Source organism: Mycetohabitans endofungorum, assembly GCF_037477895.1.
In the GTDB taxonomy this organism is placed as follows: domain Bacteria; phylum Pseudomonadota; class Gammaproteobacteria; order Burkholderiales; family Burkholderiaceae; genus Mycetohabitans.
The window spans coordinates 493005-519089 of the sequence record NZ_CP132744.1 but is presented as its reverse complement, the minus strand read 5'-3'; the positions used below and the strand labels follow the sequence as shown (position 1 = coordinate 519089).

General features: G+C 63.4%; 22 protein-coding genes, 2 pseudogenes and 1 riboswitch. Of the genes and pseudogenes, 16 read left to right on the top strand and 8 right to left on the bottom strand.

Annotation, left to right across the window (positions count from 1 at the left end; genetic code table 11):
* Nucleotides 1–14 precede the first annotated feature (14 nt).
* Nucleotides 15–1517: a glycerol kinase GlpK gene (gene glpK, locus RA167_RS02345; protein WP_076786119.1), complete on the top strand. Its 1503-nt coding sequence runs from the start codon at nt 15–17 to the stop codon at nt 1515–1517.
* Here glpK and RA167_RS02340 read toward each other — a convergent pair.
* Nucleotides 1481–1821: pseudogene (locus RA167_RS02340) on the bottom strand (hypothetical protein); the annotation flags it as partial. The gene glpK and the pseudogene RA167_RS02340 sit on opposite strands and share 37 nt — an antisense overlap.
* Before the next feature lie 124 nt (nt 1822–1945).
* A riboswitch (FMN riboswitch) is annotated at nt 1946–2123 on the top strand.
* 132 nt (nt 2124–2255) lie between these two features.
* Between RA167_RS02340 and ribB the strand changes: the two are divergent.
* Nucleotides 2256–2999 carry a 3,4-dihydroxy-2-butanone-4-phosphate synthase gene (ribB, locus tag RA167_RS02335; RefSeq protein WP_370643013.1) on the top strand — a complete coding sequence of 248 codons (744 nt, stop codon included), beginning with the start codon at nt 2256–2258 and terminating at the stop codon, nt 2997–2999.
* Here the strand turns inward: ribB and RA167_RS02330 are convergent.
* Nucleotides 2996–3307: pseudogene (locus RA167_RS02330) on the bottom strand (MFS transporter); the annotation flags it as partial. The gene ribB and the pseudogene RA167_RS02330 overlap by 4 nt on opposite strands.
* A 294-nt stretch (nt 3308–3601) precedes the next feature.
* Between RA167_RS02330 and miaB the strand changes: the two are divergent.
* The 13 genes from miaB (at nt 3602) to gloA (ending at nt 17956) form a co-directional block, all read left to right on the top strand.
* Nucleotides 3602–4963 carry a tRNA (N6-isopentenyl adenosine(37)-C2)-methylthiotransferase MiaB gene (gene miaB / locus RA167_RS02325; protein ID WP_076786118.1) on the top strand — a complete coding sequence of 454 codons (1362 nt, stop codon included), beginning with the start codon at nt 3602–3604 and terminating at the stop codon, nt 4961–4963.
* 22 nt (nt 4964–4985) lie between these two features.
* Nucleotides 4986–6134 (top strand): PhoH family protein, encoded by a 1149-nt coding sequence (locus RA167_RS02320; protein ID WP_076786117.1) that lies wholly within the window; start codon nt 4986–4988, stop codon nt 6132–6134.
* Nucleotides 6131–6604 (top strand): rRNA maturation RNase YbeY, encoded by a 474-nt coding sequence (gene ybeY / locus RA167_RS02315; RefSeq protein ID WP_076786116.1) that lies wholly within the window; start codon nt 6131–6133, stop codon nt 6602–6604. The genes RA167_RS02320 and ybeY overlap by 4 nt, the downstream gene beginning before the upstream one ends.
* A 25-nt stretch (nt 6605–6629) precedes the next feature.
* A complete protein-coding gene (locus RA167_RS02310) occupies nt 6630–7421 on the top strand; it encodes a gamma-glutamylcyclotransferase (RefSeq protein WP_083703709.1) in 792 nt (263 codons plus the stop codon).
* Between the two features lie 52 nt (nt 7422–7473).
* Complete coding sequence (locus RA167_RS02305) at nt 7474–8364, top strand: HlyC/CorC family transporter (protein WP_076786115.1); 891 nt, start codon at nt 7474–7476, stop codon at nt 8362–8364.
* A gap of 56 nt (nt 8365–8420) precedes the next feature.
* On the top strand, nt 8421–10055 hold the full coding sequence (lnt, locus tag RA167_RS02300) for an apolipoprotein N-acyltransferase (protein WP_370643016.1): 1635 nt from the start codon (nt 8421–8423) through the stop codon (nt 10053–10055).
* Nucleotides 10056–10541: 486 nt separating this feature from the next.
* The gene (locus tag RA167_RS02295) at nt 10542–11543 is read left to right on the top strand and encodes an aminoglycoside N(3)-acetyltransferase (protein WP_237573963.1); all 1002 of its coding nucleotides are present in this window, start codon (nt 10542–10544) and stop codon (nt 11541–11543) included.
* A 185-nt stretch (nt 11544–11728) separates the two neighbouring features.
* Nucleotides 11729–12742, top strand: a complete 1014-nt coding sequence (gene glyQ, locus RA167_RS02290) for a glycine--tRNA ligase subunit alpha (RefSeq protein WP_076786113.1) — start codon at nt 11729–11731, stop codon at nt 12740–12742.
* A gap of 24 nt (nt 12743–12766) precedes the next feature.
* Nucleotides 12767–14869 (top strand): glycine--tRNA ligase subunit beta, encoded by a 2103-nt coding sequence (glyS, locus tag RA167_RS02285; protein ID WP_076786112.1) that lies wholly within the window; start codon nt 12767–12769, stop codon nt 14867–14869.
* Nucleotides 14870–14912: 43 nt separating this feature from the next.
* On the top strand, nt 14913–15464 hold the full coding sequence (gene gmhB / locus RA167_RS02280; RefSeq protein WP_139337063.1) for a D-glycero-beta-D-manno-heptose 1,7-bisphosphate 7-phosphatase: 552 nt from the start codon (nt 14913–14915) through the stop codon (nt 15462–15464).
* 42 nt (nt 15465–15506) lie between these two features.
* Nucleotides 15507–16286: a lysophospholipid acyltransferase family protein gene (locus RA167_RS02275; protein WP_076786110.1), complete on the top strand. Its 780-nt coding sequence runs from the start codon at nt 15507–15509 to the stop codon at nt 16284–16286.
* Nucleotides 16287–16345: 59 nt separating this feature from the next.
* Complete coding sequence (locus RA167_RS02270) at nt 16346–17428, top strand: M48 family metallopeptidase (protein ID WP_237574350.1); 1083 nt, start codon at nt 16346–16348, stop codon at nt 17426–17428.
* Between the two features lie 138 nt (nt 17429–17566).
* Entirely contained in the window at nt 17567–17956 is a 390-nt protein-coding gene (gene gloA, locus RA167_RS02265; protein WP_076786109.1) for a lactoylglutathione lyase, read from the top strand.
* 212 nt (nt 17957–18168) lie between these two features.
* Here gloA and RA167_RS02260 read toward each other — a convergent pair whose 3' ends face one another.
* The 6 genes from RA167_RS02260 to RA167_RS02235 form a co-directional block, all read right to left on the bottom strand.
* Complete coding sequence (locus tag RA167_RS02260) at nt 18169–18558, bottom strand: type II toxin-antitoxin system VapC family toxin (RefSeq protein ID WP_076786108.1); 390 nt, start codon at nt 18556–18558, stop codon at nt 18169–18171.
* Nucleotides 18555–18824 carry a type II toxin-antitoxin system Phd/YefM family antitoxin gene (locus RA167_RS02255; RefSeq protein ID WP_076786107.1) on the bottom strand — a complete coding sequence of 90 codons (270 nt, stop codon included), beginning with the start codon at nt 18822–18824 and terminating at the stop codon, nt 18555–18557. Before RA167_RS02255 ends, RA167_RS02260 begins: the two co-directional genes overlap by 4 nt.
* Nucleotides 18825–19085: 261 nt before the next feature.
* Nucleotides 19086–19946 (bottom strand): 16S rRNA (adenine(1518)-N(6)/adenine(1519)-N(6))-dimethyltransferase RsmA, encoded by an 861-nt coding sequence (gene rsmA / locus RA167_RS02250; RefSeq protein ID WP_076786106.1) that lies wholly within the window; start codon nt 19944–19946, stop codon nt 19086–19088.
* Nucleotides 19947–20032: 86 nt separating this feature from the next.
* Entirely contained in the window at nt 20033–21040 is a 1008-nt protein-coding gene (pdxA, locus tag RA167_RS02245) for a 4-hydroxythreonine-4-phosphate dehydrogenase PdxA (RefSeq protein ID WP_370643015.1), read from the bottom strand.
* Nucleotides 21041–21057: 17 nt separating this feature from the next.
* Complete coding sequence (locus RA167_RS02240) at nt 21058–22416, bottom strand: peptidylprolyl isomerase (protein WP_076786104.1); 1359 nt, start codon at nt 22414–22416, stop codon at nt 21058–21060.
* Nucleotides 22417–22486: 70 nt separating this feature from the next.
* Nucleotides 22487–24862, bottom strand: a complete 2376-nt coding sequence (locus RA167_RS02235) for an LPS-assembly protein LptD (RefSeq protein ID WP_076786103.1) — start codon at nt 24860–24862, stop codon at nt 22487–22489.
* 170 nt (nt 24863–25032) lie between these two features.
* Between RA167_RS02235 and RA167_RS02230 the strand changes: the two genes are divergently transcribed.
* The gene (locus tag RA167_RS02230) at nt 25033–26082 is read left to right on the top strand and encodes an aminoglycoside phosphotransferase family protein (RefSeq protein WP_076786102.1); all 1050 of its coding nucleotides are present in this window, start codon (nt 25033–25035) and stop codon (nt 26080–26082) included.
* Nucleotides 26083–26085 lie beyond the last annotated feature (3 nt).

Here is a 26085-nt window from a genome sequence, read left to right as displayed (position 1 = left end):
CCGAGGAGACGCCAATGACTGACCGCTACATTCTTGCACTTGACCAGGGCACTACCAGTTCGCGCGCGATTGTGTTCGATCACGGTGGACATGTCGTGTCCGTGTCGCAGAAGGAATTCCGCCAGATCTATCCGCAGCCCGGCTGGGTCGAGCACGATCCGCGCGAAATGTGGTCGACCCAGGCCGGCGTCGCCGCCGAAGCCGTGGTCGGAGCTGGGCTCAGTGCCACGTCGATCGCCGCAATCGGCATTACGAATCAACGCGAGACCACGATCGTCTGGGACCGCGATACTGGCGAGCCGGTCTACAACGCGATCGTGTGGCAGGACCGCCGCACCGCCGGCTTGTGCAACGAGCTAAAGGCGCGCGGCTTGGAAACGACGGTGCGCGAGAAAACCGGCCTGCCGATCGATGCATATTTTTCCGCCACCAAAATCCGCTGGATCCTGGATCACGTCGATGGCGCGCGCGCCAAGGCGGCGCAGGGTAAGCTCGCCTTCGGCACCGTCGACAGTTGGCTAATGTGGAACCTGAGCGGACGCCAGTTGCACGTGACAGACGCGACCAACGCGTCACGCACGATGCTGTTCAATATCCATACCCTGCAGTGGGATGATGCGCTGCTCGCGCTGTTCGACATCCCGCGTTCGATGCTGCCCGAGGTATACCAGTCCTCGCAGATCTACGCCGACACACAGACGAGCCTGTTTAACGCCACCATTCCGCTCGCCGGTGTGGCCGGCGATCAGCACGCCGCGCTGTTCGGCCAGATGTGCACGGGTGCCGGCATGGTCAAAAACACCTACGGCACCGGCTGCTTTCTGGTGATGAATACGGGCGAGCAGCCGATCGAATCGCGCAACAACCTCGTGACCACGATCGCATGGCAGATCGGTAACCAGGTAACGTACGCGCTGGAAGGGAGCATTTTTATCGCCGGGGCGCTCGTGCAATGGCTGCGCGATGAACTGGGCATCATCCGGCACGCACGGGACATCGAAGCACTGGCGCGCTCGGTCGAGCATACGGACGGCGTGACAATCGTGCCCGCTTTCGCCGGACTGGGCGCACCGCACTGGAACGCCAACGCGCGGGGCACCGTGTTCGGCATTACGCGTGGCACGCAGGTCGGCCATCTTGCCCGGGCGGCCCTCGAGGCGATCGCTTATCAGTCGATCGACGTGGTCCGCGCGATGGAAGCAGACGCTGGACTGCACATCGGCGAGCTTCGCGTGGACGGGGGTGCGGTGGAAAACGACCTGCTAATGCAGATTCAAGCCGACCTGCTCGGCGTGGACGTAGTCCGGCCTCAAATCCAGGAAACGACTGCGTTGGGTGCTGCCTATCTGGCCGGACTCGCGGTCGGCTACTGGAACGATATTGCCGAGCTACAGCAGCAATGGCAAATGGATCGGCGTTTCGTACGCCACGCACGCGCTGAGGACGTCGAACGCGGGCTGGCGGCGTGGCATCGCGCGATTCATGCCGCGAAGGCGTGGGCCGATGCAGCGTCATGAACCGCACTGTGGCCGGCCCATCTCACTGCCGTTGTATGGCGAGCGAGTGCATAGCTGTCGCCTCGTGTGCGGCCCTCACTCCCCACCTGCAGCGGCCGCAGCGGCGTCGGTAGCGATATGTCATTTTTCGCGGCCGCGACTTCTGGGAGAATCGAGATCGCGATTTCCGGCGGCGTGCGGCTGCCGATATAAATGCCAACCGCAATGCCGACCGCCCGTACAGACCCTACAGTCTGGCGAGTTGCGCACCGTTCAAGTCAAATTCTTGGAGCCACGCACGCCGCGCCGCATTGTTGCGATGCGACGCGAATCGAATTAACTGATGGACGGCACGCCGCTACCAACCGTGCGCAGCACAACGTCGCGTGTTGTTGTATGCTCGCGGATGCCGCTCGTGCGTCATCGAACCGACGCCCGGTGGCACGTTAATGCGTCTTCAGGGCGGGGTGAAAGTCCCCACCGGCGGTATGCCGCGCACCGGTCCTTCTTCGACCGGCGCGCGACGAGCCCGCGAGCGCCGATGCGGCATGCAAACGCCGCGTCGGGTCAGCAGATCTGGTGCGATGCCAGAGCCGACGGTCATAGTCCGGATGAGAGAAGATGTGAGGGCACGACGCCGACAGCGCGCACACGGCCAGTTCGCCGTGCCGGCGGCTGCCCGTGTCGGTCTTCCTTGGGTTGTCTCTTGCCAGCCGTTGCCCTGAAACGTTTTTCGCCAACCCTTGCGAGGAGCGTTTCATGTCGAAACCCACACCGTTGTTCGAGCCGCCGACAGGCTCGGTTCTGTACCCTCGTTATCACGCCGATCCCCACGCGATCCCGACGCGCATCGCCGCCGCATTGCAGGCGATACGCGCCGGGCGTCCTGTCGTGTTACAGGATGACTTCAATCGCGAGAACGAGGCCGACCTGATCATTGCGGCCGAAAAGCTCACGATCGAGACGATGGCGCTGTTGATCCGCGAATGCAGCGGCATCGTGTGCTTGTGCCTGCCAGATGCGAAGATTCGCCAGCTTGCGCTGCCGCAGATGGTGGCGGCCAACCAGAGCCGCCACGGCACTGCCTTCACCGTATCGATCGAAGCACGTGACGGCGTGAGCACCGGCGTCTCCGCAGCCGACCGGCTGACTACGATTCGCGCGGCCATCGCGGACCAGGCCAAACCGACCGACATCGTTCGTCCGGGGCACGTGTTTCCGTTGCGCGCACAACCCGGCGGCGTGCTCGCACGCCGTGGCCACACCGAAGGAACAGTCGACTTATGCTGGCTGGCCGGGCTGAAACCGGCCGGTGTGCTGTGCGAACTCATGAATCCAGACGGCACGATGACGCGCGGTGACGATGTCGAGCGTTTTGCGACGCAGCATCGACTGCCGATGCTGACAATCGAGGAATTGGTCAATTTCCGGCGCGCACTGGAGCAGCCGGGCACCGACGCGTCGATCCCAGCGCCCGCGGCACTCGGCTTGAGCACCTGCTAACTGGCGCAGGGGTTCGCGCGGCCGATACGCGCGGCGCGATGCCCGACGCCGGCGACGAGCAACGTCACCGCGAGCGCCGCCAACGCAACGGTTGCGACGGCCCACGGCAGCGCAGTCAAACCCGCCGCCGTGGGTGATCACCACCACCAAGCCATGCCGCACCCGCATTGCCGAAGTCGAACGCGTCGATATTGAGCGTGGAGACGAGAGTTCGGCGCCACGTGCGCCTTCTCAACCACGCGCATTTGCAGCGGCGGTACAGTGGCAAAAGCAACGATACCCCACGCGAACACCGTTGTGACCGTCGCTCAAAGCGACGGCAGCGTGGCTATGACATCGCGTACAAGTCGATCTAAGATATTGGCAGCGACGTGCGCGCAGGCCACCTGCAAATCGTGATGCCGGCATGGCACGGTCATCCGCGCCGCTGAACGCGATCGCCCACCACAACCGATACCGATCGCCGCGGCTGCGCTTGCTGCTCGACTTCCTGGCGGATCGTTTTGCCGGCACCCTTCGCCGACATGAGGGATGTCACCGGCTAGGCGTATAATTCCAGATTCTTCCCCGCCCCCAGATAAACGACTGCGAACGGCGACACTATGCCCAAAAAAGTCTATATAAAGACTTTTGGCTGCCAAATGAACGAGTACGATTCCGACAAGATGGTCGACGTACTTGGCGCGGCCGAAGGTCTTGTCAAAACCGACTCCCCGGAAGACGCGGACGTCATCCTGTTCAACACCTGCTCGATTCGCGAAAAGGCGCAGGAAAAGGTCTTTTCTGACCTAGGCCGGGTGCGCGAACTCAAGCAGGCGCGCCCCGACCTGCTGATCGGCGTCGGCGGCTGCGTCGCCAGCCAGGAAGGCGCGGCGATCGTCGCGCGCGCGCCCTACGTCGATCTCGTGTTCGGCCCGCAGACGCTGCATCGGCTACCCGCGATGATCGATGCGCGGCGCGCGAGCGGCCACGCGCAAGTCGACATCTCGTTTCCGGAGATCGAGAAATTCGACAACTTACCACCGCCGCGCGTTGAAGGCCCCACCGCGTTCGTATCGATCATGGAAGGCTGCAGCAAGTACTGTAGCTACTGCGTCGTGCCGTACACGCGCGGCGAAGAGGTATCCCGCCCACTGGACGACGTGCTAACCGAGGTGGCTGGCCTGGCGGACCAGGGCGTGCGCGAGGTCACGCTACTCGGGCAGAACGTGAACGCCTATCGGGGTGCGCTCAGCGCCGGCACCGCCGAGATCGCGGATTTTTCGATGCTGATTGAGTACGTCGCGGAGATCCCGGGAATCGAGCGGATTCGCTACACGACGTCGCACCCGAAGGAATTTTCGCAACGGCTGATCGATACGTACGAAAGCGTGCCCAAGCTGGTGAGCCACCTGCACCTGCCGGTACAGCACGGCTCGGACCGGATCCTGATGGCGATGAAGCGCGGCTATACGGTACTCGAGTACAAGTCGATCGTGCGGCGGCTGCGCGCGATCCGGCCGCAGCTCTCGTTATCGACCGACTTTATCGTCGGGTTCCCTGGTGAGACCGACGACGACCATGCCAAGACAATGAAGCTGATCGACGAAGTGCAATACGACACCAGCTTCTCGTTCATTTTCAGTCCGCGCCCCGGCACGCCGGCCGCGACCCTGCATGATGACACGCCGCGCGACGTGAAGCTTGCGCGGCTTCAGCAATTGCAGGCCGCGATCGAAGCACACGCGGCGAAGATTAGCGAATCGATGGTCGGCACCGTGCAGCGCATCCTGGTCGAGCGCTCGGCCCGCAAGGATCCGAACGAGTTAGCCGGACGCACTGAAAACAACCGCGTGGTGAACTTTCCGGCGCCGCAGGCTTCGCACGCCCGCCTGCTCGGCCAGATGGTCGACGTCGAGATTGTCCACGCCTATCCGCATTCACTGCGCGGGGAACTCGCGCTAACGCCAGCAAGCACGCATTGACCGGCGCCCATTCTCACGCATCTTGAAGACACCTCTGCCCACGCTCGAGTTCACCGCGCCTCGCGACGACAACACGCGACTGGCAAACCTGTGCGGTCCGCTCGACGAAAACCTGCGCCAGATCGAGCAGGCGCTCGATGTGACACTGTCTCGCCGCGGCCACCGAATCACGGTTCGCGGCCGCGCCGCAAAAGTCGCTCTGACCGCGCTGGAGAACTTCTACAATCTCGCACGCGACCCGCTGTCCGTCGACGATATTCAACTCGCGCTGGTCGAGGCGCGCTACAGTGCCGAGCACCCGGCACGCGCTCTGGGCCGCGCCGCCAGCCGCGGCAGCACCCGCGCGGCGGGTGCCGAAGGCACCGAGCCGCAGCCGGCTGCAGGTGCCGACGCGACGCGGGATGAGGCAGCGCCGTTGCGCCTACGCGGCGATCCCGACCATCCCTTCGATGGATCAGCCGACGCCGACCTGCTCGACGACGAACGCGGACCAACGCTGTACACGCGGCGCGCCGACCTGCGCGGACGTACGCCAGCGCAGCGCGATTATCTGAAGCAGATTCTGCAGCACGATGTGACGTTCGGGGTTGGACCGGCCGGCACCGGCAAGACGTACCTGGCGGTCGCCTGCGCGGTCGACGCGCTGGAACGAGACCAGGTCAAGCGGATCGTGTTGACGCGTCCGGCAGTCGAGGCCGGCGAGCGGCTCGGCTTCCTGCCCGGCGACCTCGCGCAGAAGGTCGACCCGTACCTGCGCCCGTTATACGACGCGCTGTACGACCTGCTCGGCTTTGATAAGACGGCCAAGATGTTTGAGCGCCAGATGATCGAAATCGCGCCGCTCGCGTACATGCGCGGGCGCACATTGAATCACGCGTTCATCATCCTGGACGAGGCGCAGAACACCACGCCCGAGCAGATGAAGATGTTTCTCACGCGCATCGGCTTCGGGTCCAAAGCGGTGATCACCGGCGACATCACGCAGATCGACCTACCGCGGGGCAACAAGAGCGGACTGGTGGAGGCACAACAGGTACTGCACAACGTGCGCGGTATCGCGCTGACGCATTTCACGAGTGCCGACGTGGTGCGGCATCCGCTGGTCGCACGCATCGTCGAGGCCTACGATGCACACGCCAAGCGCCATCCGGACGGCGCGCATCCGGCATGAACGCGCCCCCTGCCCCGAAGCTCACGCTCAGCGTGCAGTTCCCGGCCAAGGCGTTCGCCGCCCATAAGGCGTTGCTGCCGCGCGCTAGGATCGCCGGTTGGGTCCGCGCCGCGCTCTTCGCGCCCGCTGAGTTGACAATCCGTTTCGTCGACGAGCAAGAAGGCCGCGCGCTGAACCGTAGCTATCGCGGCAAGGACTACCCAACGAACGTGCTCACGTTCGCGTACGGGGAATCGGATAATGAGTCGGTCAGCGGCGACCTGGTGCTCTGTTGCCCGGTGGTCGAAAGCGAGGCGCGCGAACAGCACAAGCCGCTGGACGCACACTACGCGCACCTCATCGTGCACGGCGTGCTGCACGCGCAGGGTTACGATCACGAAGATGACGAGCAGGCGCAGGAGATGGAATCGATTGAAACCGATATTCTGGCGCGGCTCGGCTATCCGGACCCGTACGCGCAACAGGGCTAAACAAGCCACAGCCTGCCTACCGAGAATGATGCAAGACGAACGTGGCAACCACGCCGAACCTGACGAACGCGAGCACGATGCACCGGCGCCGCCGTGCCCCCACACGCCGGCCGTGCGCACCAGTGCCGTGCCGCCCGGGGCGGTGCCGGGTTATCCGCCCACGATCGGCGATGCACGGCTGCTGACGGACGCGGAACTGGCGGCATCGATCGAACATACGCTGGTGCATTGGGACCGCGCGAGCGACTTGTGGCTGTTCGGCTATGGATCGTTGATTTGGAATCCCGGTCTGCCAACAGTCGAATCGTGCCGCGCACGCGTGATGGGCTATCACCGGGGCCTATACCTGTGGTCGCGGATGAACCGTGGCACCCCCGAACTGCCCGGCCTGGTGCTCGCGCTGGACCGTGGCGGCTGCTGCCCGGGCATTGCGTTCCGGCTCGATGGGCACAGTGCGATGCCGCACCTGCAGGTGCTGTGGCGGCGTGAAATGTCGATGGGCTCGTACCGTCCCGCGTGGCTGCGCTGCATGCTCGATGACGGGCGCGATGTACGCGCGCTGGCATTCGTGATGCGCCGCGAAGCGGCAACCTATGCTGGCCGCGTGTCGGACGACGTCATGCGTATCGTGCTCGCCCGGGCAAGCGGCCGCTACGGCACCACTTATGACTACGTCGCGCGCACCGTCGAGGCGCTGCGGGCGCACAAAATCCCCGATGTCGCGCTCGAGAAAATGCTCGGGCGCTGCTCGGGCAACGGCGTCCGGTCAGCAACCACTACCATCGTGCGCGGCGTCACAGACGCGCATTTCGGTTAGTGTATCCTTTGTTTATCTCCATCGCGCGTCCAGTCCCGCGGGACGCTTGAAAATGAACGACCCGTATCCCAGTCGGAAAAGTCACTCGAAACATCCAGACAAACCGCGCTCGCTGCTGGAGCGCTTGACCGATCTCATCTCGCCCGAGCCGGAATCCCGTGCGGAGTTGCTCGAAATCCTGCAGGACGCACACGCACGCAACCTGATCGACGCCGACTCGCTATCGATGATCGAGGGCGTGTTCCAGGTCGCTGACCTGTGCGCCCGCGACATCATGGTGCCCCGGGCGCAGATGGATGCGATCAACATCGCCGACAGCCCCGATCAGTTTATTCCATTCGTGCTGGAGAAAGCGCACTCGCGCTACCCGGTGTACGATGGCAATCGCGACAACGTGATCGGCATCCTGCTCGCGAAGGACCTGCTGCGCTACTACGCGGAAGAGGAATTCGACGTGCGCGGCATGTTGCGCCCCGCCGTGTTCATTCCCGAGTCCAAGCGCCTGAACGTGCTGTTGCACGACTTTCGCGCGAACCACAACCATATTGCGATCGTCGTAGACGAATACGGCGGTGTCGCCGGATTGATCACCATTGAAGACGTACTCGAGCAGATCGTCGGTGACATCGAGGACGAATATGACTTTGACGAAGAGGAAGGCAACATCATCGCGACGCCGGACGGCCGCTACCGGGTACGTGCGCTGACCGAGATCGAGCAGTTCAATGAGACGTTCGGCACGCACTACTGCGATGACGAGGTCGACACGATCGGCGGCTTGGTCACGCACCGCTTCGGCCGCGTGCCGCACCGTGGCGAAAAAGTGCGCATCGACGACTTCGTGTTTGAAATTCTGCGTGGCGACGCGCGACAGGTCCATATGCTGCTTGCTAAGCACGTGCCAGCTGGCGCGCTCGCGGCCCGCGACCGCGATGATCATTAAACTCAGGGCAACCCCCACGCACGTCTTTCCTATACCGACAGATGGTCGATAAACCGATCGCCGATCCCGCGCCGCGCGCTGCCTCACCTGGCTTCCCGCCATTGCAACACGCGTCGCGCAGCCGTCGTGCGGCGGTACTGCATTTGACGCTGGCAGGCACAATCGGCGCGCTAAATACGCTTGCGTTCGCGCCCACGCCACACGGCGGCTGGCTTGAGGTAGCGATCTTCGCCTGTGCGTTCTGGCTCGTTTCGCGCACCCGCACGCTGCGCGGCGCGTTGCTCACCGGTGGCGCATTCGGTTTCGGTCAATTCGTCAGCGGGGTGTGGTGGTTATATGTGAGCATGCATTTCTATGGCTACATGCCCGCGCTCATGGCCGGTGCCGCCGTCGTGCTGTTCTCGCTCTATCTGGCCCTTTATCCGGCGTTTTCGGCCGGACTATGGCATTTATGTCGCGCACCGCGCGGGCAATGCGCGACGTTGACGCCCAGTTGGCATGCGAGCGTGGCGTTCGCCTGCGCGTGGACGTTGGGCGAATGGTTGCGCGGGACCGTCTTCACTGGCTTTCCGTGGCTCGCAAGCGGATACGCGCAAATTGACGGACCACTAGCCGGCTTCGCGCCGCTCGTCGGCGTCTACGGGGTGGGCTGGATCCTCGCGCTCGTCGGCGCGTTGATCATACAGGCAGCCATGCGTATTGGTGGGGCGCGCAGTGCGGTCACGTGGCTCGTGCCCGCCGCCGTTGCTTCAGGGCTGCTCGTTTGCGGCATGCTGCTCGCGCGCGTGACGTGGACCCAGCCGAGCGGGCCCGCATTGTCAGTACGCCTGCTTCAAGGCAACGTCGGGCAGAGCATGAAATTCGATCCGGTCGGCATCCATCACGCCATTACACTGTACCAGCAGCTCATCACGGAAAAGCCGGCCGATCTGGTCATAACGCCCGAAACTGCAATCCCATTGCCACTGTATGAAGCGCCGCCCGAGTTCGGCACGGCGGTACGGCGCTTCGTGGACGCCACACACACATCGGTCCTGTTCGGTGCGGTCGGCACAACAATGACCGAAAACGGGCCGAAGAATTTGACCAACGCACTGTACGGGATCACGCCGGAATCGTCGGGCCTATACCGGTACGACAAGCATCACTTGGTACCATTCGGCGAGTTCATCCCGTGGGGCTTCCGGTGGTTCGTCGACATGATGAAGATGCCATTGGGCGACTTCTCGCGCGGCGGCTCAATACAGCCACCGTTCGTCGTGCATGGGCAGTCAATCGCGCCGAATATCTGCTACGAGGACATTTTCGGCGAAGAGATCGCCCGCACGCTGCGCAGCCAGCCGCAACCCGCCAGCGTGCTGGTCAACTCGACGAACCTCGGCTGGTTTGGCAATACGATTGCCCTGGATCAGCACCTGCAGATGGCACGGATGCGCGCGCTCGAGACCGGGCGGCCGATGCTGCGCGCCACCAACACGGGTGCCACCGCGATGATCGATGCAGACGGCTCGGTCAAGGCCCAATTGCGCCGCTTCACAGTGGGCGCCCTTGACGTACGCGTGCAAGGCCGCAGTGGCATGACGCCCTACATCATAGCCGGCAATATCATCATATTGGTCATATCGCTGGTCGGGTTGGCGATCGGGTTTGGGATGGGACGCGGCGCCCGCGCTGGCCGCCCATGCAAATAGGCACGCCGCTTCTCCCCGCAGCGTTGTTGGAAGTCCTGCTCCAGCATTGCCCGCGCCGCGTCACGCAAAGCTCTTTTGCGCCGCCCTTCGGGCAAGCGTTCGATGCCGTACTACAATTGCGCCACCGTCACCGCGGTAAGCAACAGCGCATGCGACGCTTGGCGATCCAGCCAGGCCAGCCCCCTGCGTCGGGCTGCGCGCGTATCAACTCCGACAGGACATGGGTGTCAAGGACGATCATTCAGGCAGTGCGGCCGGCCGGGCCCTTTCTGTGCGCGGTGGGAATTCCAGTTCAGGTTCGGATAACGCCGCAAAACGATGGTGGTTCCGGCGGCCCAGCCCGCCTTGCGGACTGGGCAGCATCAGTGCTTGCACTGGCATGAGCTAGAACAAGTCTTGCAACAGCGCGCGCGATATTTGGGGTCAAGTACCGTGACAAGATAAGATTGTCGTGCCGTTGAACGATCAACCACACAGGAGCCGAGCATGAAACGACCTTTCTTTTGCGGTTGCCGCCGCGCGTTCACGTCATCTGTCTTCAAGGGCGTACTCGCGTTGCCGTTGGGTGCGCTGATGTCTCAAGTACGCGCGCAGTCCAGGCCGGATACGCATGAACCCCTTAGCCAACAGCCTGTGCTCCAGGACGCGCCTCGATTGACGAATTCCGTGATGACCGAACATAACCTCATCCTAAAAACCCCTGTGCCGCGAACCCGATCGAGTCTCGCCCGGCAGCTCGCGGAAGGTGGCGTGACGGCAGGTAGCACAATCCTCGTGCATTCGTCCCTCAGCTCGCTTGGGTGGGTCGCCGGAGGAGCCGTGGCCGTCATTCAAGCGCTAATGGACTGCGTCGGGCCTAACGGGACACTGGTCATGCCAACCCACACCGCCCATTTGACCGATCCCGCAGAATGGGAAGCGCCGCCTGTGCCATCCAGCTGGGTCGAGACCCTTCGCGAAGAAATGCCGGCGTACGATCCGGCGACCACCCCGACTCGCAACATGGGCGCCGTGGCTGAACTATTTCGTACTTGGCCCGGCGCCCGCCGCAGCCTGCACCCTACCTGCTCGTTTGCTGCAATTGGGCCGCGAGCCGATCAGATCACAGCCGACCATGCGCTCGAGAGCCCGCTTGGTGAAAGGTCACCATTGGCCAAGCTCTACGACGCAGACGCCTTCGTTCTCCTTCTGGGCGTAGACTTCGACGTTTGTACGATGCTCCACCTAGCAGAACAACGGGCGTGGCCGAACAGGCCAAAAACGCGGGAAGGCTCGCCGATCCTCGAGAACGGTATCAGGCGATGGGCAGTCTACGAGGCCCCTGCCCTCCTTGACTCCGAGCACTTCCTACCGGTGGGCCGGGCGATGAAAGACCGCGGGGCAATCAAGACGTTCAGCGTGGGGAATGCACGCAGCATGCTCTTCTCTGGTCGTGAGGCGGTCGACTTTGCGATCCACACTTGGAGAGGCCAGCTCCCTCCTGCCTAATCGGCCTACGTGCCCTGTCCCGCGCCGTGGGGGCGCCCGCAGGCGTGGGCGACCCCGGTACGCGGCAAAGCGATCGGTCCCGCGCCCTTTTCCGCTAAAATCTCCCCCTTTAGCACTTTTCTTGCCCCCGGGGCGGCGGCGTGTGCCGGTGCGCACGTCCAGACGCTTCGCCTGAAAGGCATTTCATGCTCACGTTCCAGCAAATCATCCTGACCCTGCAGTCCTACTGGGACAAACAGGGCTGCGCGCTCCTGCAACCGTACGACATGGAAGTCGGCGCCGGCACGTCGCACACCGCAACGTTTCTGCGCGCGATTGGTCCCGAGCCGTGGCGCGCTGCCTATGTGCAGCCGTCGCGGCGTCCCAAGGATGGCCGCTACGGCGAAAATCCCAACCGGATGCAGCACTACTACCAGTATCAGGTCGTCCTCAAGCCAGCGCCAGAGAATATCTTGGACCTGTACTTGGGCTCGCTGCAAGCGCTCGGACTAGACCTGAAGCAGAACGATGTGCGCTTTGTCGAAGATGACTGGGAGAACCCGACGCTGGGCGCTTGGGGCCTAGGGTGGGAAGTGTGGCTCAACGGCATGGAGATCACGCAGTTCACGTACTTCCAGCAAGTCGGCGGGCTCGATTGCAAGCCGGTGCTCGGCGAGATCACGTACGGCATCGAGCGCCTGGCCATGTATCTCCAGCAGGTCGAGAACGTGTTTGATCTGGTATGGACCGAATGGAAAGAGGATGGCCCGGCCGGCAAGGTGCTGCGCCGGCTAACCTACGGCGACGTATTTCACCAGAACGAGGTCGAGCAGTCGACATACAACTTTGAGCAATCAAATGCCGAGCTGCTGTTCACGTTCTTCAACGCGTATGAGAGTGAGGCCCGGCGCATTATCGAGCAACGACTTGCGCTGCCGGCCTACGAGTTGATCTTGAAGGCCGCGCATACGTTCAACCTGCTCGATGCTCGCGGGGCGATCTCCGTGACTGAGCGCGCCGCGTACATTGGCCGCATTCGTGCGCTGTCGCGGCTGATTGCGCAGGCGTACTACGATTCGCGGGAGGCACTCGGCTTTCCGATGCTGGGCGAGGTGGCCGGCGCGCATGCGCGCGGCACCGTCACCGCTCAGCAAGAGGCCGCCCGCCCCGATTGGGTGCCGCCGCTGAAGGTCGAGCGCAAGCTCGAAGACGACGCCTGAGACGACAGAAGAGAAGCCATCCCAATGAGTCAACCATCCACCCTGCTCGTCGAACTGCTGACCGAAGAGCTACCGCCGAAGGCGCTCGCCCGCTTGTCCAATGCCTTTGCTAACGGTTTGGTCGAACGACTCGCCGCGCGCGACCTGATCGACGTCGCTGACGGCGGCTCGCCTTCATTCGAGCCGTTCGGCACGCCGCGTCGGCTGGCGGTCGCGATCCGCAACGTGCGCGCCGTGGCGCCGCAGCGCCAGGTGCGCGAAAAAGTACTTCCCGTTTCCGTGGCACTCAACGCCAACGGGCAGCCCAGCGCGCCGCTAGCCAAAAAGCTCGCCGCGCTGGGCTTTCCGGACATGCCGCTCACGCAACTGGAGCGCGCGATGGACGGCAAGACCGAGGCGTTCTTCCTGAATTACGCCGCACCGGGCGTGACATTGGAAGATGGTCTGCAGGCCGCACTAGACGAAACCCTCGCCAAACTGCCGATCCCGAAGGTCATGACGTATCAGCGGCCGGACGGCACGAGCGTGCAGTTCGTGCGCCCGGCGCACCGGCTTCTTGCGCTGCACGCGAACCGTATCGTGCCAGTCACGGCGCTCGGATTGGATGCGGACGCGGTCACGCTCGGCCACCGGTTTCTGTCCGAGGGTCGCGTCGCGATCTTGCATGCAGACGACTATGCGCGCACGCTTGAGCAGCGCGGCAAGGTCATCGCCAGCATGCGGGCCCGCAAGGAGGCAATCCGCGCGCAATTGCTCGAGCATGCAGGCGCGGACCACGTACTGATGCCCGAGGCGCTGCTCGACGAAGTCAATGCGCTGGTCGAATGGCCGATCGTCTACGAATGCCGTTTCGATGACGCATTCCTGCAGGTGCCGCAGGAATGCTTGATCCTAACGATGCAGACGAACCAGAAGTATTTCGCGCTGACCGACGCCAACGGCAAGTTGCGGTCACGCTTCCTGATCGTGTCGAATGTGCAGACCCACACGCCGCAGCAAATCGTGCTGGGCAACGAGCGCGTCGTGCGTCCACGGCTGGCCGACGCGAAGTTCTTCTTCGAGCAGGACCAGAAAAAGACGCTCGAGCAACGCGTGCCGCTGCTGGCCAATGTCGTGTACCACAACAAGCTGGGCTCCCAATTGCAGCGCGTCGAGCGACTCGAGGCGCTGGCGGCGGTGATCGCGCCCGGCGTCGGCGTCGATGCGCAGCGGGCAGCGCGCGCCGCGCGGCTGGCTAAGGCGGACCTGCTCACCGACATGGTAGGCGAGTTCCCAGAATTGCAAGGCACGATGGGCGCCTACTACGCGCGCCACGACGGCGAACCCGACGATGTCGCGCTGGCATGCTCGGAGCACTACCGACCGCGCTTTGCTGGCGACGAGCTACCGTCCACCGCGATTAGCACCGCGGTCTCGCTCGCCGATAAGCTCGAGACGCTGGTGGGCATCTGGGGCATCGGCCTGCAGCCGACCGGCGAGAAGGACCCGTTCGCGCTGCGCCGACACGCGCTCGGCGTGCTGCGCATCGTGCTCGAAAAGCGGCTGCCGCTGGATCTGATGGACTTGTTGCGGCATGCGTACGCGCAATTTGCGTCCCAGCCGCAGGTAGCCGACCCCACCAGCGCGTTGTACGGCTTCTTCATCGACCGGCTACGCGGTTTGTTGCGCGAGCGCGGCTACGACGCGAACGAGGTGGACGCGGTACTGAGCCAGAATCCGACCCGCATTGACGACATCACCGGCCGACTCGATGCGGTACGTGAATTTGCCGCGTTGCCCGAGGCAGCATCGCTGGCAGCGGCCAACAAGCGGATCACAAACATCCTGAAGAAATCCGACGGCGCGGCCCAGCACGTCGAGACAAAGCTGTTGGTGGAACCGGCGGAACACGCGCTGTTTGAGCAGTTGCACAACGTCACGCCGACCGTGCAGGGTCGGCTTAACTCACGCGACTACACAGGCGCGCTGTCAGCGCTCGCCTCGTTGCGCGACGCGGTCGATACATTCTTCAACGACGTCATGGTCAACGCCGACGATGCTGCATTGCGAGCGAACCGGCTGGGCTTGTTGGCGCGGCTGCACGAGCAGATGAATTGCGTGGCCGATATCTCGAAGCTCGCAGCATGAGTGACGGCCGATTCTCTTTCCCGGCAAACAGCGTGAATTGACGATGCAAAAGAAACTCGTGATCCTCGATCGTGACGGCGTCGTCAACCAGGACTCCGACGCGTTCATCAAGTCGCCCGACGAGTGGATCCCGATCCCAGGCAGCCTCGAGGCGATCGCGCGGCTGAACCAGGCGGGCTACCGCGTCGTAATCGCGAGCAACCAGTCGGGCATCGGTCGCGGCCTGTTCGACATGGCCACGCTCAACGAGATACACGAGAAGATGCACCGCAAGCTGACGGCGCTGGGCGGGCGGGTCGATGCCATCTTCTTCTGTCCGCATACGCCCGCCGACCATTGCGATTGCCGCAAACCGAAACCCGGCCTGCTCGCGCAGATCATCCGGCGCTTCGAGATCGATGCCGCCAGCACGCCGGTGGTCGGCGATTCGCTGCGCGACCTACAAGCCGGTGCAGCGCTGGGATTCAGCTGTCACCTGGTGCTGACCGGCAAGGGCCAGAAAACGCTGGACGCGGGCCATTTGCCGGCGGGCACGACAGTCTATTCGGACTTGCATGCGTTTGCGCTCGACTTCCTTGCCGCCGAGGCCGACTGAGCTGACGCGCCCGCACCGCCCAAAGCCTTGTACCAAACCATCATGCACGTGATTCGCTCGACGCTGTTCTTCGTTTACTTGATCGTCTATACGATCCCGTATGCATGCGCCTGCTTCATTGTTTTCCCGTTTCTGAACGCACACCGGCGCTATCGGATGGCCGTCGGCTGGTGCCGCTCGACGCTGTGGACGCTGCGGCACCTGGTCGGCGCGAGTTGGCACATCGAAGGCCTGGACAACCTGCCCGACGGCCCGGCCGTGCTGCTGTCCAAGCACCAGTCCGCGTGGGAAACGCTGGCCTTCCCGGCAATCATGCCGCGTCCATTGTGCTATGTCTTTAAGCGCGAGCTGCTGTACGTGCCATTTTTTGGTTGGGCCCTCGGAATGCTGAAGATGGTGCACATCGATCGCAACAAGGGACACAGCGCGTTCAAGTCGGTGATTCGGCAGGGCAAGGAACGGATGGCCGAGGGCTCATGGGTCATCATGTTCCCGGAAGGCACACGGGTGCCAGTGGGCAAGCGTGGCAAATATAAGACTGGCGGCACGCGCTTCGCGGTCGCTGCCGGGGTACCCGTGGTGCCGATCGCGCACAACGCCGGACACGTGTGGCCGCGCAACTCCTTCCTGAAATTTCCGGGTATAGTCACAGTGTCGATCGGCAAGCCCATCGACACCCGTAACCTGAACGCTGACGAAGTCATGGCGCGCGTCGAGGAATGGATTGAAACCGAGATGCGTCGCATCGATCCGCACGCGTATCCTGCGCAGGACGAAACGCCGGTGTATGTCAAACGCGCGTCGTCGTCCGACGCGGTCTGAGCGCGCTCCGATACGATAGCCAGCGACCCGCGCAGCGACACCCCGTCGAACCGATAGCTATGGCTCACGCGCCCCTGCCGCGCCGCGCGGCGCTCGATTCGCGTCAACTCGACCTGCCGCTGTTCGACAGCAGCAACGCGTTGCCGGGCCTATCCGTCGAAGTCCCGGCCGGGCCAGAGCCCACCTGCGCGGCGGCACCCACCGGCGGCGCCTGCTCACCCCGGCCCGGTGCCGAATCGATGCAACCACCGTCGGCGCCGTTGCCCTCGTTGCCACCGTTGCAGGCGCAAACGCCGGTGGAGCCGCTTGCCGCACTGTTGCCATCGTTGCATCCGTCCCCCGGCCCGGCAAACGCGACGCCAGCGCCATTACTGCCGACGGGTGCCACGCCGCGCAACGAGACTCAGCTGCCGGACGGCAACCGGCTGCGCTGCGTGTACCTTGGCTCGCACCGGCTCGATTATCGGCTCAAGCGTTCCGCGCGACGCACTATCGGATTCTCAATCGACGGCAACGGACTGGCCGTCACTGCACCACGTTGGACCACGCTGGCTGATATCGAAGCGGCGCTCGCCGACAAGCAGCGTTGGATCTTCGCCAAGCTGGCCGAGTGGCAAACACGCACGGAACAACGCGCACTGCCGCGGATCGTCTGGACCGATGGCGCGACCTTGCCCTATCTAGGCAAGCCGTTGACCGTCGCTATCACGTCGTCAAGCGGCACGTTGCGGCATGACCCCGAACGGGCCATGCTCGAGCTGGGCTTGCCGCCGGATGCGCACGCGCAGCAGATCAAGGATCGTGTACAGGGCTGGCTGCAGCAGGAAGCCCGACGCCTGTTCGGCGAGCGGCTCGACCTCTATGCACAACGCCTCGGTGTGCGACATAGCGCGTACGCGCTGTCATCGGCGGCAACCCGCTGGGGGAGCTGCTCGAGCGACGGCAAGATCCGGCTAAACTGGCGCTTGATCCATTTTCCGCTGTCGATCGTCGACTATGTCGTCGCGCACGAACTCGCGCATTTGCGTGAAATGAACCATAGCTCGCGTTTCTGGAATACAGTCGCGTCGATCTTCCCGGAATTTCGCGAGGCGCGCAGCTTGTTGAAGAACCATCCGCCCGAGCTGCTGCCCACGCTGTGACGCTCACCGGCGCCGTTTGGTCGCATCGCGCAAAGCCGTGCTGCGCGGGTTAAAATCCTCGCCGTATCGCGCCGTGCCTGCCGTACGGTGCTGTTATCGCGTTCCCCACAACGCCATCGACATTTCAAGGATCCCACCATGCGACTTCTTCATACAATGCTTCGAGTCGGCAACCTGGAGCGATCGCTGGACTTCTACACGAACGTGCTAGGCATGCAATTGCTACGCAAGCGTGACTATCCGGAAGGCCGCTTTACGCTTGCGTTCGTCGGCTACGGTAACGAGGACGACCATACGGTGATCGAATTGACCCATAATTGGGACACCTCGGTCTATGAGCCGGGCACTGGCTTTGGCCATCTGGCGATTGCCGTGGACAACGCCCGTGACGCGTGCGACGCGGTGCGCGCGAAGGGCGGCAAGGTCACGCGCGAGGCCGGCCCGATGAAGCATGGCACCACGGTGATCGCCTTCGTCGAGGATCCGGACGGCTACAAGATCGAGTTCATCGAGAAAAAACGTCCTTAATCCAGGTGGCTGTTACCGCCGCGTTAGTCCGCAAGCCGTTTGATGCCTTCGCCATCGTGTGCTGGCACTGGCGGGCCCAACCGGCACCACCCATGTGGCCGAGTGGACGCTCGTGGCCGTCGTCGGCCTCGCGTAGCGTTGATGCTCCCCAACCTAAACTCCTGAGCTTTACCCACAACGATGTATGCGAATCACCCCCATTCTGGCTATCGTTAGGCTTGCAGCATGAGCGTCGGGTGATAGCGCCACATTTTCGGGTCAGCGCTTAACAGCGCGATCCCCTCGTGGAGGGCTTGCGCTACCATAAGGCGATCAAACGGATCGGCGTGATCTTCATGCGTTGGTAGTAATGCGACCATCTCTGCATGGTCATTGATAATCGGTAGCTGCGCGAAGCCCGCTAGACGGAACGCCAAGCGCGCTTCACGCGGATGAATGCGCAGATTGCCCTTCGCGTGTTTGATTGCAATTTCCCAAATGGCCGCCGCACTGACCAGCAGCGTATTGGCCGGATTCTCGATGATTTCGATGGTTTGGGCAGACAGCTGCGGTGCACCTTCTGCCGCCCACAGCGCAATATGCGTGTCAAGTAGCACTTTCACGGCAAAAGACCTTGCCCTGCACTCGCCTCAAAGTCAGCTGCGATGACATCGTCGTTCGCGTTAAATGCCTCAACGGTAGTCGGCACGCCCAATCCGGCGAGTAAATGCCGTGCCGCGCCAATCCGTTTGGGGGCGGTAAAGGGCACCAACCGTGCGACGGGCGTGCCATGCCGGGCAATGATCACCTCGCTTTCTTGCCCCACTTCAAGTTGTTCAACCAAACTCGACAGCCGCGATTTAGCGTCGTGCATGTTCACAGTCAACATATCGGCCCTCCCACCCAAGTTAGCTAATAAATATTAGCTAACAGTGTAAGTCCAAATCCCAGACAAGGCAATGCGCTGCTGCATCATTCCCACTCTGACGCCGGCCGCGAGCCTCTGCGTGCTGAATGTCAGCGTAAGTTTGCAGCACTCGACCTCCGAGAGGCCCGGCATTTTCTAACCCTACTCGTTAATCAGCACGACCCATGTTTGATTGAAATGGGAACGTCACGGCACGCCGCACGAAGCGGGCAGGCAGACGTGTTAACGCGTCGATTCAGGATCCAACGCACCACCCGCGCCTACGCTACCCATCGAGCCTGCACCGGCGTCAACCTGCTGCGCCAGCGCGACGTATTCAAGCACCGGCACATCCTCGGCACGACGCGCAAGATCAAAGCCGAGCGCGTCAAAATCGACTCGACTCCGATAGGCCGCCAGCGTATTGCGCAACATTTTGCGGCGCTGCGAAAACGCGGCCGTCACGACTTCGCCAAGACGAGTGATATCGACCGGCGGCACGTCGCCGGCGGCGCGCGGAATCATCCGCACCACCGCCGAGGTCACCTTCGGCGCCGGCTCGAACGACTCAGGCGGCACCTCGATCAGTTTGTCGATCGCATATCGATACTGCAGCATCACGGTCAGGCGGCTGTAGTCCTTACTCCCCGGCTCGGCGATCATTCGCTCAACCACTTCGTTCTGCAGCATGAAGTGCTGGTCAATCACGTCATCGGCAAACGACGCGAGGTGGAACAACAGCGGACTCGAGATGTTATACGGCAGATTCCCAACCACCCGGAGCGACGCGCCGATATGCGCCGAATCAGCCAGTGAAGCGAAGTCGAACGCCAGCGCGTCGCCTGCATGCAACACGAGCCGGCTGCCAAAACGCTGCTGCAGCCGCGCGATTAGGTCACGGTCAAGCTCGAGCGCATGCAATGTTTGCACGCGCTCGAGTAGCGGCGCGGTCAACGCGCCCAGGCCCGGGCCGATCTCCACGAGTCGGTCCGCGGGTTGCGGGCGGATCGCCTCCACGATTGCGTCGATCACGCCCGTGTCGACAAGGAAATTCTGGCCAAAGCGCTTGCGCGCAAAGTGGCCTTGGTGCTGACGATGACTCATGAAGCAGCTCGTTTCGAATCAGATGCATGGCGGCGGCCAGCGCGATGCCCGGCACGCCGCCGCGTTCAGCGGGTCATACGCGGCCGTTAACGGCCTGCCGCCGCGTGCCGTCGATGGCGAGCCATCGACACAGCGGTATCGATCGCCGCAATCAAACTGCCGCAATCGGCGCGGCCGGTGCCCGCCAGGTCGAGCGCCGTGCCATGATCGACGGAGGTGCGCACGATCGGCAATCCCAGCGTGACGTTGATGCCCTCACCGAACGTGGCGAACTTGAGCACCGGCAAGCCCTGGTCGTGGTACATCGCCAACACGCAATCGGCATCGCGCAGGTAGCGCGGCTGGAACAGCGTATCGGCCGGATACGGCCCGCGTGCATCGATGCCCGATGCACGCGCGCGCTGCAATGCCGGTGCGATCACGTCAATTTCCTCGCGGCCCAAATAGCCGTTCTCGCCCGCATGCGGGTTGAGGCCCGCGACAAGGATACGCGGCGACGCGATGCCGAAACGCGCGCGCAAGTCACGATCGACAATTGCCAACGTGTCGACCAGCCCGTCGATGCTCAACGCATCGGGCACGTCGCGAAGTGCCAGATGCGTGGTGGCAAGGGCTACGCGCAGCGGCTGCTCGCCGGTGCCGGACAGCATCATCACGACGCGTGGCGTACCGGTACGCTCGGCCAGGTATTCGGTATGGCCGGTGAACGGCACGCCGGCATCGTTGATCGTGCTTTTTTGCAGCGGCGCGGTGACAATGGCATCGAACGTGCCGTCCAGTGCGCCGTCAATCGCCGCATCCAACAGCGCGAGCACATAGCGGCCGTTTGCCGCGTCCAGCACGCCGGCCACACTCGGCGTGCCGAGCGGCACATCGCGCAGCACGACAGCGGCGCCCGCCGCGGTCGACCACACGGCAGGATCCACGCCCGCCTGCTTCGCGCGCTCGGCCAGCAGCCGGCGATCGCCGAGCACCGTGAAGTGCGCGTCCCCGCGCCAGCGCCCGACCTCGCGCGCAAATGCTTGCGCGGTCAACTCCGGACCGACGCCGGCCGGCTCGCCGGTGGTGATCGCAATGCGAACGGGTGTCGTCACGTTCCGCTCCGCGGGGCTCAGGCCGGTCCGTCCAACTTGTACTGCACATACGAGCTGTCACGCAGCTGCCGCAGCCAGTCTGCGTAGGCCTGCTCGGCTTTGCGCTGGCCAATCGCCTGCCGCGCGATCTCCTGCTGCTGCGCAACAGAGCCTTGCGCTTCGCGGCGGCCGATCACCTGGACCAGGTGATAACCGTACTCGGTCCGGATGGGTTGGCTGATTTCGCCATCCTTCAGGTTGTTCATTGCCCGCTCGAATTCCGGCACGGTCTCGCCCGGGCTGATCCATCCCAGGTCTCCTCCCTGCGATGCGGAACCGTCCTGCGAGTAGGTACGGGCGAAATTCGCGAAGTCGCCACCTGCCTCGATCTGTGCGCGCAGTTCAACCAGCTTTTGCCGTGCCGCCGGCTCCGACTGCCCTTCGCCGATCCGGATCAGGATGTGTCGCGCATGCGTTTGCACGAGCTTCGGCGCTTCGCTGCCCGTGCCGCTGGACACCCGGCGATCGACGAGCCGCACAATCTCGAAACCTTCCGGCGTGCGCAGCACCTCTGGATTAACCTGCCCCGGACGCAGCTGCGAGGCCGCCTGCGTCATCGCTTCGGGCAACGCCGACATCGAACGGAATCCGAGGTCGCCGCCGTTGGACGCATCGGGCGCCTGTGAGTTGTCTTTCGCGAGCCGCGCGAAGTCCTCGTTCGCCAGGGCGCGCTTGAGCAAATCCGATGCCTTTTGCCGCGCGGCCTCGATCTCAGTCTGCGGCGCGTTCAGCGCGGCCTTGATCAGGATATGTTCAAAGCGCAGGTCCTGATGCACGCGCTGCGTCGGCCCACGCTGGCTGGCAATATAGTTGGCCACTTCCGCATCCGACACGGTGATCCGGCTGTCCACTTCCTTCTCGCGCAGCTTCGAGAGCAGCAACTCGTTGCGCGCATCGGCGCTAAACACCGACCAGGGCACGCCCTCGGCCTCCAACCGTGCGCGGTACATGTCGAGCGACATGTTGTTCGCCTGCGCGAGCCGGGTCAGCGTGCGTTGCAGCGTCGCATCGTCAATCACGATGCCGTCGTCCTTGGCCCGCTGCAGCTGGATGCGCTCAAGAACTATTTGATTCAGCACCTGCAGCTGCAACTGGTCCGGCGACGGCAACGGCGCGTTCTGCTGCTGCAAGCGGCGTGTGATCAGCGCCATACGCAAGTCAAGCTCGCGGCGCGTGATCACGTCATTGTTCACGACCGCGACAATGCGATCCACCTCCTGTCCGGTCTGATGCGACGGCAACGCTTGCGCGTGCGCACCGTTGAGCGGCGCCAGCGCGCCGAGCGCGGATAGCGCAAGCACGCACTGCAGAAGTGCCGAGCGTATCGTCTTCATCATTCCCACCATTACTCCGTTCAGGTAAAAACCGGCGCGGGCCGGACACCGTCCGCCACCCACCGACATTGTCTCATTGATAGTGAGTGAACCGAGCCTGCGGTGCAGGCAGCGGCGGCACCGGCTGGTAACCCGGCACGCTCGCTCGGAATTGCGGCCCCAGTCCATTGTCGATCGTCGCAAAGCCCTTGAGTTGCAGTTGCGCGAGCATCCGTGTCCCGGTGGACGGCTGGTTCGAACTGTTGACGCCGTTTGCGTATTTCTGCAACCCGATGCCGAATGACCAGCATTGCGCATCGTACTCGAAGCCCGCCAACGCGTCGACCAGGCGGTGCCGGACGAGGTCGTAATTCACCCGGCCCACGCCGTACAGGCGTCGCGCAAGCGGCCACTGCGCGGAGATCACCAACTGGTTGATCGGCTCGTAGGATAGCGTCGTGTTCGAGCGCGTATAGCGGTACGCCGCGTTCAGCACGCGACGCTCGGCCGGGCTCCATGAAAACCCGAGGTTCGTGCGCACCAGCTGATTGTTGTTCTGGTTGTACTGGAACGCCTGTTCGGTCGCAAAGCCGTCGCCGAGCTTGAACGACGAACCGATGATCACGTCCGAGTGCGCGGCCTGTGACGTCGGTTGCGATGGCGTGAACGTCACGCGCTGGTTACGAAAATAATACTGCTGCGCGATCACGAAGCGCGCCCGCTCGTCGCCGGATGCCGCGTCGATGAAGCGTGACGTGAGCGCCGCAGTCAGCCGGTTTGCATCGGCGATGCGGTCATTGCCGACAAAGCTGTTCGCCGTGAAAATCTCGGCCAAGCCGAAGTCCGCCTCCGCGGTATCGAACAATGGCGCAAACTGCTGGTTCCGGTACGGCGTATACACATAGTACAGGCGCGGTTCCAGCGTTTGGATGTAGTCCTGGCCAAACAGGTGAAGGCTGCGGTCAAACACCAGGCCGGAGTCAAGGCTCAGCGTCGGCACGCTGACGTTGAAACGCTTGGGCTGGCCGCCGGGTGCGTCCGCGCCGATCGTGGATAGGTCGTATGACGTGAAATGCCACTGCACCTTCGGCGTGAAGAAGTAACCAGGGCGCAGGATCGGATACGAGACGTACGGGTTGAACACGAAGCGCGCGCCCTCGGTCGCATCGGCCGTGGTGATCGAAAAGCGGGTCGCGTCAACCTCGGCGCCAAAATCCAAGCCGCCGACGTTATAGCGGCTGTATTTCACGTTCAACTGGGGTTCGCGGCCATACGGCGCCGTCGATGGTGGCAGCGTCTGCCAATGCTGCTCGCGCAGCAGTGCGGCCCACGGACCACTGTTGTAAGTCAAGCCGATTTCCTGCTGGTACAGCATCTGCGTGCCGAGCAGGAACGAGTTGCCCGACGCGAGATCCTCCGGATAGGTCTTGTCCGACACTCGGTTGTAGTAGATATATCCGCCGAAGCCGTTGCCAAAGTTCTGGCTGTGGTTGAAAAACACCGCATAGCGCTTGGTGTGCGTGATGCGGTCATACGGCAGGTACTCGACGGTGAGGTTGCCCGAGTACGTCGGCGATAGGTAGCGAAAACTGGGCGCAATTAACACGCCACGCCGCGACATCATCCGGGGCGTAAGCGTCAGATCGTAGTTCGGCGCGAGATTGAAATAATACGGCAGCGACATCTCAAAGCCGGTGGTCGAGCTCATCGTGCCGGTCGGCGGCAGCAAGCCGCTCTGGCGCCCGCCCGAGAGAGGAAACGACAGCCACGGGCTGGCAAAGATCGGCACGCGCTGGAAGAACAACACGCCATTGTGCGCCACGCCCAAGTTGGCGTCGGTATCCATGTTGAACTGCGTGGCCCGCACGTACCACGCCGGATCGCTGTCGCATGGGCATCCGGTATACGTACCGCGGTGCACGACCGAGCGCGCATCGTCGATTATGTCGATCCGCTCGGCAGCACCGGAGCCACCGGTTAGGTTGAAGTGGTACTTCGGCCGCGTGATATAGCCCTCAGACGCGCCCACCTTCAAGTGCGCGTCCGGTCCCGCAAACGCATTGCCATTGTTGACGATATGCACATTGCCGAACGCATCGGCCAGATCGGTGTCCACGTCGTAGTGAATCGAATCGGCCTTGATCACGGACGTGTAGCGGCGCAACTCGGCACTGCCCTCGAGCGACGCGTTGCGCTCCGCGGTGCCGCTAGCCACCTCGCCCAGCCCGAACACTGCCGGCGGCGCGCCTGAGGGCAGCACATGCTCTTCGAGCTGCGGCGCGACGCGTAGTCCCCACGGCGCATCCAGCCGGGTCGGCTGTGCGGCTGCACCGGTCAATTGCGCGTGCGCAAGCGCTGGCAGGAATCCCGGTACCGCAAGCAATGCGGCGGCGACGTGCGTCAGGCGAAGCACGCGTCGCGAATGGGGCGCGGGTGGCAAATTCGTTCGATCGAGCTGTGTTGGCGGCATGAATGCAGTAGACGAAGCGACGCCGCCCCGGTATGAGCGGCCGCCCGGGTAACGTCGCAGCAAAGCTGCCCGCCCCGGCCTCGGGGCCTGCGCCGCGCGCCGGTGCTGGTCGCATCAAAAAAGTCGTGGGGTATTATAGGGCAAGACGTTTTCGTATCCCCGCAACTTTCATGACGCAGACCTGCGCAAGCCCCTCTTTCGCCATTGCCGATCCCCAGCTGGATTTGCTGCGCGACTGGCTCGGCTCGCTGCCCGCAGCACTGGGGCTCGCGCCCGACACACTGACGCTCGCCTCCTCGGACGCGGGCTTTCGCCGCTATTTCCGGGTCGCGGCAAGCTCGGCCGGCGAACGCGGCACGTTGATCGCGATGGACGCGCCACCGCCGGAAAAGTGTCGCGAATTCGCCGCGATCGCCGCGCTGCTGCACGACACGGGTCTGCACGCGCCCCAGGTGTTCGCGCAGGACGTCGAGCACGGCTTCATGCTGCTGACCGATCTGGGCACGAGCACCTACATCGACGTGTTGAACGAGGCTAATGCGCGCGCGCTGATGCGCGACGCACTGGACGCGCTGATCCGGTGGCAGTCGGCATCGCGCCCCGGCGTGCTGCCGGTGTTCGATGAACCGTTCATGCGCCGCGAAATGGAGCTAATGCCGCAATGGTACGTCGAGCGGCATCTGGGCTTGACACTGACCGACAAGCAACGCGCGACGCTCGACACGACATTCGCCGCGCTCGTGCGCAGCGCGCTCGCGCAACCCCAGGTGTTCATGCTGCGCGACTTCATGCCCCGCAATCTGATAGTGGCCGAGCCCAATCCCGGCATCTTGGACTTTCAGGATGCGGTGCACGGCCCCCTCACCTATGACGTCGCATCGCTGCTACGCGATGCGTTCGTCAGCTGGGACGAGTCGTTTGAGTTGGACTGCTTCGCCTGGTACTGGGAGCGGGCGCGCAAGGCCGGCCTGCCGGTGGACGCGGATTTCGGCGAGTTCTACCGGCAACTCGAATGGATGGGCTTGCAACGGCACATCAAGATCATTGGACTGTTCGCCCGCCTCCACTACCGGGACAGCAAGCCGCGCTACCTCACCGACGTGCCGCGCTTTATCGACTATGCGCGCAAGGTGGCCCGACGCTACCGGGAATTGACGCCGTTCGCCGTACTGTTGGACGAACTCGAAGGGCGCGCGGTGCAAGTCGGCTACACGTTCTGAGCG